Genomic DNA, 20,100 nt, shown 5'->3' with positions numbered 1-20,100 from the left:
ATCGTGCCGCCTCCACGCGAAGGCGGGTTGATCGGTCATGGAACGCGAGGTGCGGCGTCTGCCGCTGCTGGCGGCCCAGTCCGCCGTGTGGTACGCGCAGCAACTGGACGTCGGCGACCCGATGTTCAACATCAGCGAGTACATCGAAATCCGAGGTCCGGTCGATGCCGGGTTGATGGCGGTCGCGATAAGGCGTGCGGGCATGGAGGCCGAGTCCTTTCACGCCCGCTTCGTGGAAGACGAGGACGGCGTCCATCAGATCATCGACGTGTCGGACGACTGGCCGGTGCCCTATCTCGACCTCACCGGGGAACCGGACCCGGGACGTGCGGCGGACGCCTGGATGCGGGAAGACCAGCGCCGGCCTTTCGACCTCACCTACGGAGTCCCTTTCCGAACCGCGCTGATCAGGGTGGCCCCCGACCTTTTCCTCCTCTACTTCACGGCACATCACATCGTCATCGACGGCTACAGCGCCGCATTGTTCGTCGCCCGGGCCGCCGAGGTGTACACGGCTCTGAAAAAGGGGGACGACCCCCCGCCCGCCGCATTCGGGTCCGTACGCGACCTCGTAGAGGAAGAGACGGCGTATCTCGCGTCGGAGCAGTTCCAGCGCGACCGCGAGTTCTGGGCGGCCCGCGTGGGGGAGGACGAGGCCGCGCCCGCCTCGCTGACGGGCCGTGCGAGCGTCCCGGGCGGCGCGTCCAGCGGGTTCACCCGTCACACGACCTACCTGTCCGACGCGGACATCACGCGGCTGCGCGACGCCGCCCGCGAGGTCGGCACGGGCTGGCCCGCCCTGATGGTGGCGGCGTTCGCCGCGTACGTCCACCGGATGTCCGGAGAGGACGACGTGGTCCTCGGGCTGCCGGTCACCGGACGCAAGACCCGCACGTCGCGTGCCACACCGTCGATGACGGCGCACGTCCTGCCGCTGCGCCTGCGGGTCACCGGCGCCACGACGTTCGCCGATCTCACCCACCAGGTGTCGCGCGAGATCAGGCAGATCCTGCGGCACCAGCGTTACCGGGCCGAGGACATGCGCCGCGACCGCGGTATGCCCGTCCACGGCCGGCGGCTGTGGGGCAGCGAGATCAACATCCTGCCGTTCGAGTACGACGTCGAGTTCGACGGCAACGCCACCACCGCGCACGATCTGGTGACGGGGCCGATCACCGACACGATGGTGGCCGTCCACTACGGCGCGGACCTCAAAGGGATGCGGATCGACGCCAACGCCAACCTCGCGGCCTGCGCCGACCGGGAGCTGGCCGATCATCTGAGCCGGTTCCGGCGTCTCCTGGAGTCGGCGATCGCGAACCCCGGACAGCGGATCGAGGACGTGGACGTCCTCGGCACCGCCGACCGCCGCAGGGTCCTGCTGGAATGGAACGACACCGCGCACGACGTGCCGGCCGCCACGGTCCCCGGGCTGTTCGAGGAGCAGGCGTCCCGCACCCCCGACGCGACGGCCGTGGTGTTCGAGGGCCGGTCCGTTTCCTACGCCGAGCTCGCGAACCGCACCGACCGGCTGGCGCGGCACCTCGCCGCCCAGGGGGTGGGGCCGGAGACGGTGGTCGCGGTGCCCCTGCCCCGCTCGGTGGAGATGGTGGTCGCGCTGCTGGCGGTCCTGAAGGCCGGCGGTGCGTATCTGCCGATCGACCCCGCCCATCCCGCCGACCGGATCGCGTTCGTCCACGACGACGCCCGCCCGTTGCTGACCCTCACCACGCCGGACGTGGCCGGCCCGGACGGCGCCGCCGTCCGCGCGACGCCCCCGGCGCCCGGGAACACGGCGTACGTCATTTACACGTCGGGGTCGACGGGACGTCCGAAGGGCGTCGCGGTCGAGCACGCCGCGATCGTGAACCGGCTGCTGTGGATGCGGGACCACTACCGGGTGACCCCCGCCGACCGGATCCTGCAGAAGACCCCGCTCGACTTCGACGTGTCGGTCTGGGAACTGTTCCTGCCGCTCATCAGTGGCGCTGCACTGGTCCTGGCCCGGCCGGACGGGCACCGGGACCCGGCCTACCTCGCCGGGCTGATCCAGGACGCCCGGGTCACGATGGCGCACTTCGTGCCGTCCATGCTCGAGGCGTTCGTCCTGGAACCGGCGGCGACCGGCTGCACGAGCCTGCGCGAGGTCGTCTGCAGCGGCGAGGCACTGCCCGACCACCTACGCGACCGGTACTACGCGGTCCTCGGCGCCCGGCTGAACAACCTCTACGGCCCCACCGAGGCGGCGGTCGACGTCACCGCCGCACCGTGCCCGCCCGACGGCGGGCCGGTCACCATCGGCCGTCCGGTGTGGAACACCCGCGTCTACGTCCTGGACGCGCGGCTGGCGCCGGTACCACCGGGTGTCGCGGGCGAGCTGTATCTCACCGGTGACCAGCTCGCCCGCGGCTATGTGAACCGGGCCGGGCTGACCGCGGAGAGGTTCGTGGCCGACCCGTTCGGCCCGCCCGGCAGCCGCATGTACCGGACCGGGGACGTGGCCCGCTGGAACCTCGACGGCCGGATCGAGTACCTCGGCCGAAGCGACCACCAGGTCAAGATCCGCGGGCTGCGCGTCGAGCCGGGCGAGATCGAAAGCGTGCTGGCCGATCATCCGGGCGTCGGACGCGCCGTGGTGGCGGACCGCGAGGTCGCCGCGGGCGGACGGCGGCTGGTGGGGTACGTCGTCCCGGAAAGCGGCACGGCCGCGGCCGTGGCGAACCTGTGCCGCCTGCGGCGCGAGGGCCGGCTCGATGGGCACGAACTCCACGAACTGCCGAACGGCATGATGGTGTGCGCCCGGAACCGGTCGAACACGGCCTTCCTCTATGACGAGATCTTCGTTCGGAACGAGTACTTCAGGGCCGGGGTGACGCTGCCCGAGGACGCGTGCGTGGTCGACGTCGGCGGCCACGTCGGCCTGTTCTCGCTCTTCGTCGGGACACGGCAGCCGGGCTGCCGCGTCCACGCGTTCGAGCCGATCCCCGCACTGGCCGGGATGTTCCGGATCAACGCGGAACTGCACGGCCTCGACGCGGCCGTCACCACCCGCGGCCTCGGGCGGGAGGCGGGCACCGCACGGTTCACCTACTACCCGGACATGTCGCTGCTGTCCGGGCGGTTCGCCGACGAGCGCGAGGAACGCCGCGTGCTGGAGCGGTACCTGCGCGACGAGCCGGCCGAGGGACTCGCCGAACTGCTGACCGAGCGGTTGCGCGGGGAGGACGTCGAGGTCGAGGTCCGGACGCTCTCCCAGATGATCCGGGAGCACGGCATCACCCGGATCGACCTGCTCAAGATCGACGCGGAGAAGAGCGAGCTGGACGTCCTGCTCGGCATCGAGCCCGCGCACTGGCCGATCGTCCGCCAGGTCGTCGCCGAGGTGCACGACATCGGCGGGCGGCTCGGCATCGTCACCGGGCTGCTGCGCGACCACGGCTTCCGGACGACGGTCGAGACCGCCCCCCACTTCGCGGGCACCGGCGTGTACTGCGTCTACGCCGTGCGTCCCGACGCCCCTGTGCGTCCGGGACCCGAACCGGACGACGGGGGCCGGCGGTGGTACAGCCCCGACCGGCTCACCGAGGACCTGCGGGCGCACGCCCGGACCCGCCTGCCGGACTACATGGTCCCGGCGGCGTTCGTGATCCTGGACGAACTGCCGACGACGTCGAACGGGAAGCTGGACCGCAAGGCGCTCCCGGCGCCCGACTTCTCCGCCGCGGTGACGGGGCGGGCGCCGCGGACGCCCCGCGAGGAGATCCTGTGCCATCTCTTCGCCGACATCCTGCATCTGGACAGGGTCGGGATCGATGACGGCTTCTTCGACCTGGGCGGGCATTCGCTGCTGGGGACCCGCCTGATCGGCCGCATTCGGTCCGTGCTGGAGGTCGAGGTGTCGATCCGGGACCTGTTCGAGGCTCCGACCGTGGCGGAGCTGGCGGACAGGCTCGGCGGCGCGGGCCAGGCGCGGCCGGTGCTGGAGCCATGGCGTCGTCCGGACAGGGTGCCGCTGTCGTTCGCGCAGCGGCGTCTGTGGTTCCTCAACCGGTTGGAGGGGCCTGGCCCGACCTACAACATCCCACTCGCGGTGCGTTTGCGCGGTCCGCTCGATCGCGCGGCGCTCGCCGCTGCCCTCGCCGACGTCGTGGACCGGCACGAGAGCCTCCGGACGATATTCCCGGAGAGCGACGGGGAGCCGTATCAGCTGGTGCTGGATCCGGAGCCGTTCGTGCTGGAAACGGTGGACGCCGAGGTGCGAGACCTTTCCCGGATGGTGGCGGAGGCCGCGGGGCGGGGCTTCGACCTTATGGCGGATCGGCCTTTCCGGGCCGAGTTGTTCCGCCTTGGCCCGGACGATCACGTGTTGTTGGTGGTGGTGCACCACATCGCCGGTGATGCGTGGTCGATGGGTCCGCTGGGGCGTGATCTGGCGGTGGCGTATTCGGTTCGCTGTCGGGGGGCTTCGGTTCCGCAGTGGTCATCACTTCCGGTGCAGTATGCGGATTATGCGTTGTGGCAGCGGGAGTGGCTGGGGGATGAGGGCGATTCGGGGAGTGTGGTCGGTGCGCAGGTGGCGTATTGGCGTGAGGCGTTGACGGGGTTGCCTGATCAGCTTGATCTGCCGGTGGATCGGCCGCGTCCGGCGGTGGCGACGTATCGGGGTGGTTCGGTCGGGTTCGCGTTGGACGGTGATCTGCATCGGTCGCTGGTGGCGTTGGCGCGGGACAACGACGTCACGTTGTTCATGGTGGTGCAGGCTGGTTTGGTTGGTCTGTTGACGCGGCTGGGGTGTGGGACGGACGTCCCGATCGGTAGTCCGGTGGCGGGCCGGGTAGATGAGGCGCTCAATGATCTGGTGGGGTGTTTCGTCAATACGTTGGTGCTGCGCGGCGATGCTTCCGGTGATCCCAGTTTCCGTGAGTTGCTGGGGCGGGTGCGTGAGGTCGACCTCGGGGCGTTCGCGAATCAGGATGTTCCGTTCGAGCGTCTGGTGGAGGTGCTGAATCCGCCGCGGTCGCTGGGCAGGCATCCGCTCTTCCAGGTGATGCTCGCCTTCGATAACACGCCGGTCGCCGGAATCGAACTGCCCGGTATCGACGCTCAATTGCAGGATATCGATACCAAGGTCGCCAAGTTCGATTTGCTGTTCAGCCTGTCCGAACGGTCGGCTGGCGATGGTGAGCTGGGTGGTTTGGAAGGCTCGATCGATTTCGCTACTGACTTGTTCGATCGGGAGACCGTTGAGCAGCTTGCGGATCGGTTCGTATGGTTTCTGAGCGCGGCTGTCTCCGATCCTGATCAATCGATCGGGAGTGTGGACGTCCTTGGTGGCGATGAGCGTCGCAGGGTGCTGGTCGAGTGGAACGCGACTGACCATGGTGTGGCGTGGGGGACTGTGCCGGGGTTGTTCGAGGCCCAGGTACGGCGGTCGCCCGAGGCGGTCGCCGTGGTCTTCGAAGGCACCGAGCTGACCTACCGAGAGCTGAACGCGCGGGCGAACCGGCTGGCCCGGTACCTGATCGACCAGGGCGTGGGGCCGGACCGGGTCGTTGCGGTGTCGCTCCCACGCTCGGTAGAGCTGGTGGTGGCCCTTCTGGGGATCTTGAAGGCCGGTGGTGCTTACCTTCCGTTGGATCCGGATTATCCGGCTGAGCGGCTAAGGTTCATGGTCGATGACGCGCGGCCGGTCGTGCAGCTGACCGCGCTGCCCTCCGAGAAGGAACTCGCGGGCCGTTCAACATCGGACGTGACCGATGCCGACCGGCTCGCTCCACTGCACCCCCTGCACCCCGCCTACGTGATCTACACGTCGGGGTCGACTGGGCGGCCCAAGGGTGTGGTGAGTACGCATGCTGGGTTGGTAAATCGGTTGCAGTGGATGCAGGACCGGTACTCGCTCGGATCGGATGATCGGGTGTTGCAGAAGACGCCGGCGAGTTTCGATGTGTCGGTGTGGGAGTTCTTCTGGCCATTGCAGGTCGGCGCCATATTGGTTCTGGCGAGGCCGCGGGGAGAAGCCGATCCAGTCTATTTGGCCGGTCTGATCCGTGCGGAGCAGGTCACCACCGTACATTTCGTTCCGTCGATGTTGGCTGCGGCGGTGGCGGAGCCGGCGATGCGGGATTGTGCGAGCTTGCGGCGAGTGATTTGCAGTGGTGAGGCGTTGCCCTTGGAGCTCGTGCACAGGTTCCGGGACGTCTTCGATGCCGAACTGCACAACCTTTACGGGCCGACCGAGGCGTCGATCGATGTCAGCGGAGTGGAGATCACCCCACAGACCGCGGAAACTAGCGTCCCGATCGGTCGTCCGATTTGGAACACCCGATTGTTCGTGCTCGATGCCTGGTTGTCGCCGGTTCCTGTTGGTGTGGTCGGTGAGTTGTGCATTGCCGGTGCCGGGTTGGCTCGTGGGTATCTGGGGCGTCCGGGGTTGACGGCGGAGCGTTTTGTGGCGTGTCCGTTCGGCGCTCCGGGGGAGCGGATGTATCGGACCGGGGATCTGGTGCGCTGGCGGTCGGACGGGCATCTGGAGTTCGTCGGCCGGGTCGATGACCAGGTCAAGATCCGGGGATTCCGCATCGAGCCGGGCGAGGTCGAGGCGGTGCTCGCACGGCAACCGGGGGTCGCTCAAGCCGCCGTGACGATCAGGGAAGACCGGCCTGGTGACCCGCAGTTGGTCGGCTATGTAGCCCCTGCATCGGATGCTGGTTGTGACCCGATGCGGTTGCGTCGTACGACTGCGGAGGTCCTGCCCGACTACATGGTCCCGGCTGCGATCGTCGTTCTGGATTCTTTCCCGCTGACACCGAATGGCAAGCTCGACCGCAGAGCGCTTCCGGCACCAGATTTCGCCGCCGCTGCCACGGGCCGGGAGCCGCGAACGCCCCGGGAGAAGATCTTGTGCGAGCTGTTCGCCGAGATCCTCGACCTGGAGCGGGTCGGGATGGACGATGGCTTCTTCGACCAGGGCGGGCATTCGCTGTTGGCGACTCGTCTGGTCAGCCGGATTCGGTCCGTGCTGGACGTCGAGGTCACGATTCGCGACCTGTTCGAGGCTCCGACAGTCGCGGGATTAGCCGAGGCGATTGAGCCTGCGGGCAGGGCGGCGCGGCCTGCGTTGCGGCCACGGAGTCGTCCGGACAAGGTGCCGCTGTCGTTCGCACAGCGGCGTCTGTGGTTCCTCAATCGGCTGGAAGGCCCCAGCGCTACCTACAACATGGTGATCCCGCTGTGGCTGAGCGGCGCCGTGGACCTAGGGGCGTTGGAGTCCGCGCTGAACGACGTGGTGGCCCGGCACGAGTCGCTGCGGACCGTCTTCCCGGAGGCGGACGGCGCGCCGTATCAGGAGGTGCTGGACGGCGCGGATGCGCGGGTGGCACTGACAGTGGCGGAGATGGACGCCACGCAGGTGCCGACTGCACTCGCGGCGGATGCCGAAAAGGGCTTCGATCTGGCCGAAGAACTCCCGATCCGGGCCCACGCGTACCGGATGTCGGAGTGCGACCACGTGTTGTTGGTGGTGGTGCACCACATCGCCGGTGATGCGTGGTCGATGGGTCCGCTGGGGCGTGATCTGGCGGTGGCGTATTCGGTTCGCTGTCGGGAGGCTTCGGTTCCGCAGTGGTCGCCACTTCCGGTGCAGTACGCGGATTATGCGTTGTGGCAGCGGGAGTGGCTGGGGGATGAGGGCGATTCGGGGAGTGTGGTCGGTGCGCAGGTGGCGTATTGGCGTGAGGCGTTGACGGGGTTGCCTGATCAGCTTGATCTGCCGGTGGATCGGCCGCGTCCGGCGGTGGCGACGTATCGGGGTGGTTCGGTCGGGTTCGCTCTGGAGGGCGACTTGCACCGGTCGCTGATCGCCTTGGCGCAGGACAACAACGTCACATTGTTCATGGTGGTGCAGGCTGGTTTGGTTGGTCTGTTGACGCGGCTGGGGTGTGGGACGGACGTCCCGATCGGTAGTCCGGTGGCGGGTCGGGCGGATGAGGCGCTCAATGATCTGGTGGGGTGTTTCGTCAATACGTTGGTGCTGCGCGGCGATGCTTCCGGTGATCCCAGTTTCCGTGAGTTGCTGGGGCGGGTGCGTGAGGTCGACCTCGGGGCGTTCGCGAATCAGGATGTTCCGTTCGAGCGTTTGGTGGAGGTGCTGAATCCGCCGCGGTCGCTGGGTCGGCATCCGCTCTTCCAGGTGATGCTTGCCTTCAATAATGCACCGCAGGCCGAACTGACGCTGCCTGGCGTTCAGGTGGATGTCCAGGCCGCCGACATTGCGGTTGCCAAGTTCGATTTGCTGTTCAATTTTTCCGAGCGGTCGGCTGGCGACGGTGATCTGGGTGGTTTGGAAGGTTCGGTCGATTTCGCTACTGACTTGTTCGATCGGGAGACCGTTGAGCAGCTTGCGGATCGGTTCGTACGTTTTCTGAGCGCGGTTTCATCCAACCCTGACCGGCCGATCGGGAGTGTGGACGTCCTCGGAGCCGATGAGCGCCGCAGGGTGCTGGTCGAGTGGAACGCCACTGACCATGGTGTGGCCTGGGGGACTGTGCCGGAGTTGTTCGAGGCGCAGGCGCGGCGGTCGCCCGAGGCGGTCGCGGTGGTGTCCGAAGGTACCGAGCTGACTTACCGAGAGCTGAACGTGTGGGCGAACCGGCTGGCTCGGTATCTGATCGACCAGGGCGTGGGGCCGGACCAGGTCGTTGCGGTGTCGCTTCCGCGCTCGGTAGAGCTGGTGGTGGCCCTTCTGGGGGTCTTGAAGGCCGGTGGTGCTTACCTTCCGTTGGATCTGGATTATCCGGCTGAGCGGCTGAGGTTCATGGTCGATGACGCGCGGCCGGTCGTGCAGCTGACCGCGCTGCCCTCGGAGGAGGAACTCGCGGGCCGGTCGACGTCGGATGTGACGGACGCCGATCGGATCGCTCCGCTGCACTCCCTGCACCCCGCCTACGTGATCTACACGTCGGGGTCGACCGGGCGGCCCAAGGGGGTTGTGGTCGGCCATGACAATGTCGTTGCCCTATGTGGCTGGGCTGCCGCCGTTTTCGGGCCGGTGGGGTTGTCGCATGTGGTGGCCTCGACCTCGCTGAACTTCGACGTTTCGGTGTTCGAGATCTTCTGTCCGTTGATGGCCGGTGGTCGTGTCGAAGTCGTGCGCGACGTGCTTGCGCTGACTGATCGTGCGGCCGGGCCGGTCGGTCTAGTGAGTGCCGTGCCGTCGGCGATTGCCGAGATCTTGAGATCTGGCCGTCCGGCGATGGCGCCCAGGTGTGTCACCTTGGCCGGTGAGGCGCTGCCGGCCCAAACGGTCCGCCTGATCAGGGCGGCGTGGCCCGAGGCGCGAATCGCGAACATTTACGGTCCGACCGAGGCGACGGTGTACGCGGCGGCGTGGCATGCCGACGACCTGGGTGCCGATCGTCACGACGGTGACGAGAGGCCTCCGATCGGTCGGCCGATCTGGAACACCAGGTTGTTCGTGCTCGATGCGGGCTTGTCGCCGGTGCCGGTGGGTGTGGTCGGTGAGTTGTACATTGCCGGCGCCGGCCTGGCCCGCGGATACCTGGACCGTCCGGGGTTGACGGCGGAGCGTTTTGTGGCGTGTCCGTTCGGGGCTCCGGGGGAGCGGATGTATCGGACCGGGGATCTGGTGCGCTGGCGGTCGGACGGGCATCTGGAGTTCGTTGGCCGGGTCGATGACCAGGTCAAGATCCGGGGATTCCGCATCGAGCCGGGCGAGGTCGAGGCGGTGCTCGCACGGCAGACGGGAGTGGCGCAGGCGGTCGTTGTCGCGCGTGAGGATCGTCCCGGTGACTGGCGACTGGTCGGGTACGTCGTGCCCGACCCGGAGGCCGGATGCGATCCGGCTCGGCTGCGTCAGGCGGTTGCTTTGATGCTGCCTGATCACATGGTTCCGGCCGCAGTGGTCTCGCTTGACGCTTTTCCGCTGACGCCCAACGGCAAGCTCGACCGCAAGGCACTACCCGCACCTGACTTCGCCGCCTCCATGACCGACCGGGAACCGCGAAACGCTCGCGAGCAAACGCTGTGCCGGCTGTTCGCCGAGACGTTGGACCTGGAGCGGGTCGGGATCGATGACGGCTTCTTCGACCTGGGCGGGCATTCGCTGTTGGCGACTCGTCTGGTCAGCCGGATTCGGTCCGTGCTGGAGGTCGAGGTGTCGATCCGGGACCTGTTCGAGGCTCCGACCGTCGCGGGGCTGGCGGACAGGCTCGGCGGCGCGGGGCGGGCGCGGCCGGTGCTGGAGCCATGGCGTCGTCCGGACAGGGTGCCGCTGTCGTTCGCGCAGCGGCGCTTGTGGTTCCTCAACCGGTTGGAAGGCCCCAGCGCCACCTACAACATTCCGGTCGCGCTGCGGTTGCGAGGTCCGCTTGACCGGACGGCTCTCACCGCAGCTCTGTGCGATGTCGTGGACCGGCACGAGAGCCTGCGGACGGTCTTCCCGGAGCATGAGGGCGTCCCGCATCAGGTGGTGCTCGATGCGCGACCTCCGGCGCTGGACGCGACCGAGGTGAGTGAGGACGAACTCGCCGGAGCAGTGGCGTATGCGGCGGGCCGAGGCTTCGACCTGACGGCCGATCGGCCTTTCCGGGCCGAGTTGTTCCGCCTTGGCCCGGACGATCACGTGTTGCTGGTCGTGGTGCATCACATCGCCGGCGACGGTTGGTCGTTGGCGCCGCTGGCCCGGGATGTGGCGGCGGCGTATGCGGCGAGGTCGGCCGATCGGGTTCCGGAGTGGTCTCCGCTTTCGGTGCAGTATGCGGATTATGCGTTGTGGCAGCGGGAGTGGCTGGGGGATGAGGGCGATTCGGGGAGTGTGGTCGGTGCGCAGGTGGCGTATTGGCGTGAGGCGTTGACGGGGTTGCCTGATCAGCTTGATCTGCCGGTGGATCGGCCGCGTCCGGCGGTGGCGACGTATCGGGGTGGTTCGGTCGGGTTCGCGTTGGACGGTGATCTGCATCGGTCGCTGGTGGCGTTGGCGCGGGACAACGACGTCACGTTGTTCATGGTGGTGCAGGCTGGTTTGGTCGGTCTGTTGACGCGGCTGGGGTGTGGGACGGACGTCCCGATCGGTAGTCCGGTGGCGGGCCGGGTAGATGAGGCGCTCAGCGATCTGGTGGGGTGTTTCGTCAATACGTTGGTGCTGCGCGGCGATGCTTCCGGTGATCCCAGTTTCCGTGAGTTGCTGGGGCGGGTGCGTGAGGTCGACCTCGGGGCGTTCGCGAATCAGGATGTTCCGTTCGAGCGTCTGGTGGAGGTGCTGAATCCACCGCGGTCGCTGGGTCGGCATCCGCTCTTCCAGGTGATGCTTGCCTTCAACAATGCACCGCAGGCCGAACTGACGCTGCCTGGCGTTCAAGTGGATGTCCAGGCCGCCGACATTGCGGTTGCCAAGTTCGATTTGCTGTTCAGCCTGTCCGAACGGTCGGCCGGCGATGATGCGCCGGGTAGTTTGGAAGGCTCGATCGACTTTGCCGCCGACTTGTTCGACGGGGAGACCGCCGAACAAATTGCGGATCGGTTCGTACGCTTTCTGAGCGCGGTTTCATCCAACCCTGACCGGCCGATCGGGAGTGTTGACGTCCTCGGAGCCGATGAGCGTCGCAAGGTGCTGGTCGAGTGGAACACCACTGACCACGGTGTGGCCTGGGGGACTGTGCCGGAGTTGTTCGAGGCGCAGGCACGGCGATCGCCCGATGCGGTCGCGGTGGTGTCCGAGGGCGTCGGCATCAGTTACGAGGAGTTGAATGCGCGGGCGAACCGGCTGGCCCGGTACCTGATCGACCAGGGCGTGGGCCCCGACCGGGTCGTTGCGGTGTCGCTTCCACGCTCGGTAGAGCTGGTGGTGGCGCTGCTGGGGGTCTTGAAGGCCGGTGGTGCTTACCTTCCGTTGGATCTGGATTATCCGGCTGAGCGGCTCAGGTTCATGGTCGATGACGCCCGGCCGGTCGTGCAGCTCACCGCGCTGCCCTCGGAGGAAGAACTCGCGGGCCGGTCGACGACCAACGTGACCGATGCCGACCGAATCAATCCTCTCCACCATCTACACCCCGCCTACGTGATCTACACGTCGGGGTCGACTGGGCGGCCCAAGGGTGTGGTGAGTACGCATGCTGGGTTGGTGAACCGGTTGCATTGGATGCAGGACCGCTATCGGCTTGGTGCGGATGACCGGGTGTTGCAGAAGACGCCGGCGAGTTTCGATGTGTCGGTGTGGGAGTTCTTCTGGCCATTGCAAGTCGGCGCCACAATGGTCCTGGCCAAGCCACAAGGCCATACCGACCCGGCCTACTTGGCCGGTCTGATCCGTGCGGAGCAGGTCACTACTGTGCATTTCGTTCCGTCGATGTTGGCTGCGGCGGTGGCGGAGCCGGCGATGCGGGATTGTACGAGTCTGCGGCGAGTGATCTGCAGTGGTGAGGCGTTGCCCTTGGAGCTCGTACACAAATTCCGGGACGTCTTCGATGCCGAACTGCACAACCTTTACGGGCCGACCGAGGCGTCGATCGATGTCAGCGGAGTGGAGATCACCCCACAGACAGCGGAGACCAGCGTCCCGATCGGTCGTCCGATCTGGAACACCAGGTTGTTCGTGCTCGATGCGGGGTTGTCGCCGGTGCCGGTGGGTGTGGTCGGTGAGTTGTACATTGCCGGCGCCGGCCTGGCCCGCGGGTACCTGGACCGTCCGGGGTTGACGGCGGAGCGTTTTGTGGCGTGTCCGTTCGGGGCTCCGGGGGAGCGGATGTATCGGACCGGGGATCTGGTGCGCTGGCGGTTGGACGGGCATCTGGAGTTCGTTGGCCGGGTCGATGACCAGGTCAAGATCCGGGGATTCCGCATCGAGCCGGGCGAGGTCGAGGCGGTGCTCGCACGGCAACCGGGGGTCGCGCAGGCGGTCGTTGTCGCGCGTGAGGATCGTCGCGGTGACTGGCGACTGGTCGGGTACGTCGTGCCCGACCCGGAGGCCGGATGCGATCCGGCTCGGCTGCGTCAGGCGGTTGCTTTGATGCTGCCTGATCACATGGTTCCGGCCGCAGTGGTCTCGCTTGACGCCTTTCCGCTGACGCCCAACGGCAAGCTCGACCGCAAGGCGCTACCCGCACCTGACTTCGCCGCCTCCACCACCGACCGGGGGCCGCGGACTCCGCGAGAGCAGGTCTTGTGTGAGTTGTTCGCCGAGACGCTGAACCTGGACCGAGTCGGGATCGACGACGGCTTCTTCGACCTGGGCGGGCACTCGCTGCTGGCGACTCGCCTGGTCAGCCGGATTCGGTCCGTCCTGGACGCCGAGGTCGCGATCCGCGACCTGTTCGACGCCCCGAGCGTGGCGGAGTTGGCTGCACGGACCGATGCCGACCCTGACGACGACCCGCTGGCGCCCCTGTTGCCGATCCGCAGGAAAGGGCACCGGCCGCCGCTGTTCTGCCTGCATCCCGCAGGAGGCATCAGCTGGACCTACTCGGGTCTCCTCCGGTACCTGGACGAAGACGTCCCCATCTACGGGCTGCAGGCGCGTGGCCTAAAGAGCACCGAACGTCCGGCCGGCAGCCTCGACGAGATGGCCGACGACTACATCCGGCATATCCGGTCCATCCAGCCGTCCGGGCCTTATCGGCTGCTCGGATGGTCGTTCGGGGGAGTTATGGCGCACCTCGTGGCCACTCTCATGCAGGCGCGAGGCGCCGACGTCGAGACCGTCGTGATACTCGACAGCTACCCCAGCCTTCCGGAACTGGACGCGGCCGCCGATCCCGCCGGACCCGACGCGCTGGACGTGGTGGCGGACGTCATCGGCGATGGCGCCGAACTGGAGGAGAGCGGGCTCCTCGACGCCGCGGCCACCGGGGCGGAGGGCGTGGATCGTGCGACCGTCGAAGCCTTCACCAGGATGTTCGCGCACAACCAGCGACTCCAACGCGATTTCACGCCGGGAGTGTTCCAAGGGACGCTGATCTTCTTCGGCTCCAAGCACAGCAGGGAGGAGCGGGGCTGGGACCCGAACGCCTGGAGACCCTTCGTCGACGGCGAGTTCGACGGCCATGAGGTCGACTGCCACCACAACCACATGACGAGTCCGCGCTCGCTCATGCACGTCGGCGAGGTACTCAACCGGAAACTGTGACCGGGCGGGGACCCTCGGTGGAGGGGGTGTTACGGTCCGTCCACCTGGGGTTTCCGGACGGTGTGATCTGCGTAACCTTCGCGGCGATCGCGGCGGGAGGCCGTCACCGGCATATTCCCAGGTAAATCGGTAGGTTTTGTCGGAAAATTGCCCATCCGCGGATGTCTTCGCAGGTGGAGGCAGCTTCTTGAGGGCTTCACAGGGACCCGGTGCCGTGTGCATCCTGGGGACATGAACGCAGCGGAGGTCCTGGTGGCGAGGCGCCACGTCGACCTCCTTCGCGTGTGCAGCGCGTCCTGTTGAACCGCTCTTCCGCACGCCGCGGCCACTGACCGGCCCCTCTTCCTCTCACCCGCGCCCTCTCGGGGGCCGATTCCTGCCGTCTTTCGTTCTGCTTCCCCCTGCCCGGAGGTGCTCTGTGTCCACCGACCTGCTCGATCCGCCCCGCTCGGCGATTCCCGTGGTGGCGCGGGTCTCGACCGCGGCCCGTTCCGGTGCCGTGCTGCTGTCGCTGCTGCGCCGGGTGCGCAAGGCCGGCGGGCTGGTCGCCGTCCTCGCGCTGTGGGAGATCGGCGCCCGGGCCGGCTGGCTGGGCAGCACGACGCCGCCGCTCAGCGACGTCGCCGTGCGCGGCCGGGAGATGCTCGCGTCGGGCGCGCTGTTCGAGAACCTCGGCGTCTCGCTCGTGCGGGTGTTGAAGGGGCTGGCGATCGGGCTGCCGACGGGCCTCGCCCTCGGCCTGCTCTCCGGGCTGTTCCGGATCAGCGAGGACATCATCGACGCGCCCGTCCAGGCGGTCCGGATGCTTCCCCACCTCGCGCTCGTCCCGCTGTTCATCATCTGGTTCGGGATCGGCGAGACGTCCAAGGTCGGCCTGATCGCGGTCGGCACGGTGTTCCCGCTCTACATCAACGTGTTCCACGGCATCCGGGGCGTGGACGAGCGGCTGGTGGAGTCCGCCCGCACCTGCGGCCTCGGCCGGTTCGGGCTGATCCGGAAGGTCATCCTGCCCGGCGCGCTCCCGCAGATCCTCGTCGGGCTGCGGCTGTCGCTCGGCGTCGCCTGGCTGACGCTCGTCGTCGTGGAGCAGTCGGCGACGGCCAGCGGCATCGGCTTCGTCATCAACCAGGCCACCCAGTTCCTGCAGATGGAGACGGTCTTCCTGGTCCTCGTGGTGTACGCGCTGCTCGGCGTGTCGACGGACCTGCTGGTGCGGCTCATCGAGCGGCGCGCGCTGGCCTGGCGGAGGGGGCTGGTGGCGCGATGACGGCGACGATGGAGAAGGGGGTGCGCGTCCGCGGTCTCCGGCGGGTGTTCGGCGAGCGCGCCGTCCTGGACGGCGTCGATCTCGACATCGTCCCCGGCGAGTTCGTCGCGCTGCTCGGCGCGAGCGGCTCGGGGAAGAGCACGCTGCTGCGCGCCCTGGCCGGGCTGGACGGCGAGGGGAGCGGCGAGATCGGCGTCCCCGGCAGGCGCGCCGTCGTCTACCAGGAGCACCGCCTCCTCCCATGGAGCCGGGTGTGGGACAACGTCGTCCTCGGCCTGCGGGGGCGCGGCCTGCGCGAGCGGGCCGAGGCGGCGCTGGCCGAGGTCGGGCTCACGGCCCGCGCCGACGCGTGGCCGCTCACCCTGTCCGGCGGCGAGTCGCAGCGCGTCGCGCTGGCCCGGGCGCTGGTGCGGACGCCCGACCTGCTGCTTCTCGACGAGCCGTTCGGGGCGCTCGACGCGCTCACCCGGCTCAACGCGCAGGCGCTCGTCGCCGACCTGTGGGCCGAGCACCGGCCGGCGGTGCTGCTGGTCACCCATGACGTCGAGGAGGCGCTCCTGCTCGCCGACCGCGCGCTGCTGCTCGCGGGCGGCCGGATCGCGCGGGAGTACGTCGTCGACCTTCCCAGGCCGCGGTCGCTGGACGACCCGCGGTTCATCGCGCTGCGGCGCGACCTGCTGGACGGGCTCGGGGTCCGAACCGCCCTCCAGCCCCCACCCACCGCCATTCAACCGACGAGCTCCGCTCGACGAACTGTCGCCACTGCCAAGGAGGCATCATGAACGACCTGACCGCCGACGTGCTCGTCGCGGGCGGCGGCCCCGCCGGAGCGTGGGCCGCGATCAAGGCGGCGGAGGCCGGCGCGGACGTCGTCCTCGCCGACAAGGGGTACCTCGGGACGAGCGGCGCGACGGCGTCCGCGGGCACCGGGGTCTGGTACGTCGAGCCGGACCCGGAGGCCCGGGAGGCGGCCATGGCCGGACGGGAGGGCCTCGGCGGCTACCTCGCCGACCGCGAGTGGATGGCGCGCGTCCTCGACCAGACGTACGCGAACATGAACGAGCTCGCCGAGATCTCCAGGTACCCGTTCCCGGTGGGTGAGAACGGCCGGCAGATCAGGCGCGGCCTCCAGGGGCCGGAGTACATGCGGCGGATGCGGGTGCGGGTCCGCCGGGCGGGCGTGCGGGTCCTCGACCACAGCCCGGTCACCGAGCTGCTCGCGGACGGCGCCGGGGCCGTCGCCGGAGCCGCCGGGTACCACCTGCGCGACGACCGGCCGTTCCGGGTGCGGGCGGGCGCGGTCGTCCTCGCGACCGGCGGGTGCGCCTTCCTCAGCAGGGCGCTCGGCTGCGACGTCAACACCGGGGACGGCGCGCTGTTCGCGGCGGAGGCCGGCGCGGAGCTGTCGGGCATGGAGTTCTCCAACGCCTACGCGATCGCCCCCGCCTTCACGTCCGTGACCAAGACGGCGTTCTACTCGTTCGCCACCTTCTACCGCGCGGACGGGACCGTGCTGGAGGGCGCGGGCAGCCGCAAGGGCCGGTCCGTGATCGCCCGGACGCTGCTCAGCGAGCCCGTCCTGTGCCGCATCGACCGCGCCACGCCCGAGGACCAGCGGGCGATGCGCCTCGCGCAGGCGAACTTCTTCCTCCCGTTCGACCGGCAGGGCATCGACCCGTTCACGGACCTGTTCCCCATCACGCTGCTCGCCGAGGGGACCGTGCGCGGCACCGGCGGCATCCGCCTCACCGGCCCCGACTGCTCCACCTCGGTGCCCGGCCTGTACGCGGCGGGGGACGCCGCCACCCGCGAGCTGGTCTGCGGCGGCTTCACCGGCGGCGGCAGCCACAACGCCGCCTGGGCGATGTCGTCGGGGACCTGGGCCGGGCAGGGCGCCGCCCGGTACGCCGCCCGGCTCGGCGGTCGCGCCGGGGAACGGACCGTGCGCGCGCTCGGCGAGGCGGGCCTCCACCCGGCCGGCCCCGCGGCCGGCGGCCACGCCGACTACGTCGCCGCCGTCCAGGCCGAAGTGCTGCCCTACGAGAAGAACCTGCTGCGGCACGGCGACCGGCTCACCCCGGCACTGGACGCCCTGGACCGGACGTGGCGCGAGCTGCGCGGCACGCTCCGCGAGGAGGGCGCCGGGGTCGTGCGGGCGCGGTCCGCCGCCGCGATGACGGCGCACGCGCGCTGGATGTACACCGCCGCGCTCGCCCGGACCGAGACGCGGGGCATGCACAAGCGCCAGGACCTGCCGGACCAGGACCCCGCCCAGCACCGCAGGCTCGTCACCGGGGGCCTGGACGAGGTCTGGACCCGTCCCGAGACCGCGGCGCTGGCGGTGGCGTCGTGATCGAGATCGTCTCGCGGAACCGGTGCATCGCCTGCGACAAGTGCATCGACGTCTGCCCGACGAACGTCTTCGACCGCGGCGCGGACGGCTTCCCGGTCATCGCCCGGCAGAGCGACTGCCAGACCTGCTTCATGTGCGAGGCGTACTGCCCGGTCGACGCCCTGTTCGTCGACCCGCGCTCGCACGCGCTGCCCGAGCCCCCGGACGAGGCGGCGCTCGCCGCGGACGGGGCGCTCGGCACCTACCGCGCGCAGATCGGCTGGGGCCGGGGACGCACCCCCGGCGCCAAGCTCGCGGTCGGGCCGTCGCTGGACCGGGCGGGCCCGCGCCTCACCTCCTGAAACACCGTGAAGAACCCCTGAGCACCCCTGTGAAAGGCACCGACGTGAAACTCCCCCGACTTCTGGCCGCCGGGCTGCTCGTCCTCACCGCGACGGCATGCGCCTCGTCCGAGGCCGACAGCGGCTCCGGGACGCTGCGCATCGGAGTGATCGGCTCGGGCGTCGGCAACAAGCTGATCCGCGCCGTCGGGTTCCTGGAGCAGCGCGGCGAGCTGCTCCCGGAGCTGAAGGCCGCCGGGATCACCAAGATCAAGGTGGCGACGTTCCCGAACGGCCCCGACCTGAACCAGGCCCTCGCGGGCGGCTCCCTCGACATCGGCATGTACGGGGACACCCCGGCGCTCATCGGCCGCGGGCAGGGCCTGCCGACCCGGCTGCTGTCGCTCAACTCGGTCCGCCTGGACGCCGCGATCGTCGCCAGGAAGGACGGCGGGCCGGCGTCCCTCAAGGACCTGGAGGGCAAGCGGATCGGCGTCCAGACCGGCTCCTACATCCACCGTTACCTGCTCGGCGCGCTGGAGCAGGCCGGGGTGAGGCCGAAGGAGATCATCCACATGTACACGCCGGCGATCATCGCGGCGCTGGAGAAGAACTCGATCGACGCCGGCGGCCTGGTCTCCGCCGACCAGGTCGCGCAGGAGCAGAAGGGCTACAGGTCGATCGACGTCGCGTCCCGCGACCACCCGGACCTGCTCGGCACGTCCGTCACGGTCGTGACGGAGAAGTACCTGGCCGGGCACACGGACATCGTCAAGGTGTGGCAGAAGGCCGAGACCAAGGCCGCGCGGGCCTCCAAGGCCGACTGGGCGAACTACACCGCGTACGTGGGCAAGACCGGCGGATACGCCCCCGACATCTCGATCAAGACGACGCTGAAGGACCAGCTGCCGGACGAGCCCTTCCCGGCTGAGGGGCTGAAACTGCTCGAAGGGACCAAGGCCTTCCTCGTCCAGCAGGCGCTCATCAAGAAGGACTACACGCTCGACTCCTGGCTCGCGCCCGGGGCCCGGACATGACCGGGCTCGACGCCGACGTCCTCGTCCTCGGCGGTGGACCCGCCGGGGCCCGGGTCGTCCTCGCGGACAAGGGCTACTGCGGCACGAGCGGGCGACCGCGTCGGGCGGCAACAGCCTGTGGTACGTCCCGCCGGACGGTACGGACGGCGGCGAGGACGGCGCCGAGCGGCGCGGCAGCCTCCAGGGACCCGAGTACATGAAGCGGATGCGGCGCCGGGTGCACAGGCCGGGGGTGATGATGCGGCGCACGCCCGGTGGTGCTGCCGCGCGGCCCTGGCCCGTCCCGAAGCCCGGGGCATGCACCGGCTGGAGAACCTTCCGCGACCGCGGCAGTTCGACCACCGGCGGTTCGTCGGCGGCCTGGACGAGGTGTGGACGGCCGCCGAGCCCGCCGCGGAACCCCGGGAGGTACCGGCATGATCGAAGTGGTGAGCGTGGACCGCTGCGTCCGGTGCGAACCGAGCGCCTCCGCTCGTGACGAGGCCTCGCCGTCCCGACCAGCGGCGGCTCACGTGCGGGTGGTGATCAGGCGGACGAGCCGCTGATGTCGACCAGCCAGGAGGTGCCGAAGCGGTCGGTGCACTGGCCGAACTCATCGCCCCACATCTGCATCTCCAGGGGGACCGCGACGTCGCCGCCGTCGGACAGCCTCGTCCAGTAGCCGCGCAGCGTGTCGGCGTCGTCGCCGCTCAGGCTGATGGCGATGTTGTCGCCGGGGTTGTACGACATGCCGGGCGGGGTGTCCGCACCCATGAGCGTGAAGCCGAGATCGGACTGCAGCATGCCGTGCATGATCTTCTCGGCCTCGGGCGCGCTCGGGTCGCCGTACTCGCCGAAGGTGTGCATCGTCAGTTCGCCGCCGAGGACGTCCTGGTAGAACTCCATCGCCTCCCGGGCGTTGCCGTCGAAGCTGATGTACGGATTGAGCTGCGAGGTCACCGGGCGCCTCCCTCCATCGATAATGCCGGAACCAGCCTGCGCCT

General features: G+C 69.0%; 8 protein-coding genes. 7 read left to right on the top strand and 1 reads right to left on the bottom strand.

Annotation, left to right across the window (positions count from 1 at the left end):
- Positions 1-37: 37 nt before the first annotated feature.
- The 7 genes from K8Z49_RS08515 to K8Z49_RS08485 all read left to right on the top strand — a co-directional run bounded on the left by K8Z49_RS08515 (position 38) and on the right by K8Z49_RS08485 (position 19,537).
- Complete coding sequence (locus tag K8Z49_RS08515; protein WP_412517969.1) at positions 38-14,140, top strand: amino acid adenylation domain-containing protein; 14,103 nt, start codon at positions 38-40, stop codon at positions 14,138-14,140.
- A gap of 418 nt (positions 14,141-14,558) precedes the next feature.
- A complete protein-coding gene (locus K8Z49_RS08510) occupies positions 14,559-15,407 on the top strand; it encodes an ABC transporter permease (RefSeq protein WP_412517967.1) in 849 nt (282 codons plus the stop codon).
- Positions 15,404-16,189, top strand: a complete 786-nt coding sequence (locus tag K8Z49_RS08505) for an ABC transporter ATP-binding protein (protein WP_412517965.1) — start codon at positions 15,404-15,406, stop codon at positions 16,187-16,189. Before K8Z49_RS08510 ends, K8Z49_RS08505 begins: the two co-directional genes overlap by 4 nt.
- Positions 16,186-17,760, top strand: a complete 1,575-nt coding sequence (locus K8Z49_RS08500) for an FAD-dependent oxidoreductase (protein WP_075024782.1) — start codon at positions 16,186-16,188, stop codon at positions 17,758-17,760. The genes K8Z49_RS08505 and K8Z49_RS08500 overlap by 4 nt, the downstream gene beginning before the upstream one ends.
- Positions 17,757-18,101 (top strand): 4Fe-4S dicluster domain-containing protein, encoded by a 345-nt coding sequence (locus K8Z49_RS08495; RefSeq protein WP_021594481.1) that lies wholly within the window; start codon positions 17,757-17,759, stop codon positions 18,099-18,101. Before K8Z49_RS08500 ends, K8Z49_RS08495 begins: the two co-directional genes overlap by 4 nt.
- A 44-nt stretch (positions 18,102-18,145) precedes the next feature.
- Complete coding sequence (locus tag K8Z49_RS08490; RefSeq protein ID WP_412517963.1) at positions 18,146-19,117, top strand: ABC transporter substrate-binding protein; 972 nt, start codon at positions 18,146-18,148, stop codon at positions 19,115-19,117.
- A 297-nt stretch (positions 19,118-19,414) separates the two neighbouring features.
- Entirely contained in the window at positions 19,415-19,537 is a 123-nt protein-coding gene (locus K8Z49_RS08485; protein ID WP_412517961.1) for a hypothetical protein, read from the top strand.
- 105 nt (positions 19,538-19,642) lie between these two features.
- Here K8Z49_RS08485 and K8Z49_RS08480 read toward each other — a convergent pair whose 3' ends face one another.
- Positions 19,643-20,056, bottom strand: coding sequence for a VOC family protein (locus K8Z49_RS08480; RefSeq protein WP_412517959.1), 414 nt, complete (start codon positions 20,054-20,056; stop codon positions 19,643-19,645).
- Positions 20,057-20,100: the final 44 nt, after the last annotated feature.

This window comes from Actinomadura madurae, from assembly GCF_047130825.1.
In the GTDB taxonomy this organism is placed as follows: Bacteria; Actinomycetota; Actinomycetes; order Streptosporangiales; family Streptosporangiaceae; genus Spirillospora; species Spirillospora madurae.
Note: the sequence above shows the minus strand (reverse complement) of the source record. Positions and strands in the feature narration are given on the sequence as shown.